The organism is uncultured Methanofollis sp. (genome assembly GCF_937919355.1).
In the GTDB taxonomy this organism is placed as follows: domain Archaea; phylum Halobacteriota; class Methanomicrobia; order Methanomicrobiales; family Methanofollaceae; genus Methanofollis.
Window position 1 is genome coordinate 1 of record NZ_CALFSA010000192.1, and the last position, 1,321, is coordinate 1,321.

Here is a 1,321-nt window from a genome sequence, read left to right on the forward strand (position 1 = left end):
AGGGGTGCCCTGCGGACCGCGCAGGCGAACGCCGCCCTTGTCGATGCTGAGGTCGACCTTGTCTGCGGGGAGATCGGTCCCGCCTTCCCGATAAAATCGCGGATCTTTGACACCGTCGTCATGAACCCCCCCTTCGGTGCCCAGAAAAAACACGCCGACCGCCCCTTCATCGACTGCGCCCTCGCCTCCGCCGATCTCGTCTACGGTATCTTCAACGCGGGGTCCCGCCCCTTTATCGAGACCTATATCGCCGGTCGTGGCCGTGTCACCGCGGCGGTAGGGGGTTCTTTTACCATCCCGCGGACCTTCGCCTTCCACAGGCGTGACCGTCTCGACATCCCGGTCGAGATCCTGCGGATTGAGAGGTGTTGAGGTGCTCAAGGAACTGAAGTCAGTCCTCTCCCTCTCCTATGGCCACCTTGTCATCGACATCTACTCGCCGGTCATCCCGGCCATACTCCCTCTCCTCATTGCGACGCATGGCTGGTCATACTTCCTTGCCGGCCTCCTCATCGCCGCCTTCAACATCACGTCCTCTCTCCTCCAGCCTGCCGTCGGCTATCTCTCTGACAGACGGGGCTTTTCCCTTCCCTTTGCCGTCCCCTTCCTCATCGCCTCCCTCTGCATCGGGGCCTTTGGTCTTATCGGAAACTATCCTCTCCTCCTCATCTGTGCAGCCCTCGCCGCCTTCGGTTCCGCAACCTTCCACCCCCTCGCACTCTCGGCGGTGAACAGGGTGAGTCGAAAAGAGAACCGCGGGAGGCTTACCTCCATCTTCGTCATCGGCGGCAACATTGGCTTCGCCCTCGGCCCGGTCCTTGCAGGACTTGCGGTGAGCGCCCTCGGCCTCCCCGGTATCCTCGTCCTCGCCGTCATCGGTGTCGTCACCGCTCTCCTCTCCCCGCTGATCTTCCCCCGCGAGGATATGGGGAGGGAGGATACCGGGCATGCGAGCAGGACCGGGGTGTGCGAGGCGCCTGTTTCCTGCCGGCCTATCGCTCTCATTGTTGCCGTGGGGGCGCTGCGCTCATGGGTGATCTATGCGGCCATCGCCTACCTGCCGACCTACTTCCACGTCCACCTCGGCGCCGACCTCGTCACCGCTAACGCCCTCGTCTCCCTGATGCTCGTTGCCGGGGTTGCCGGGCAGTATGTCGGCGGCGTCCTCTCCGACACTTATGGGAGGAAGGAGTGGACCGTCTTCGGCCTTGCCGCCTCCGTCCCCTTCTTCGTCCTCTTCCTCGTCGCCACGGGTCCCCTCTCCTACGCCGCCCTCCTCATCTTCAGCTTCTTCCTCTGGTCCACATTCTCTGTCACGGTG

General features: G+C 63.2%; 1 protein-coding gene and 1 pseudogene. Both read left to right on the forward strand.

The genetic code is table 11. The features are described from left to right. Positions 1–372: pseudogene (locus Q0520_RS09670) on the forward strand (methyltransferase); the annotation flags it as partial. Between the two features lies 1 nt (position 373). After that, positions 374–1,321, forward strand: a 948-nt coding sequence (locus Q0520_RS09675) for an MFS transporter (RefSeq protein ID WP_298669445.1), incomplete at its 3' end; no start/stop codon positions are given.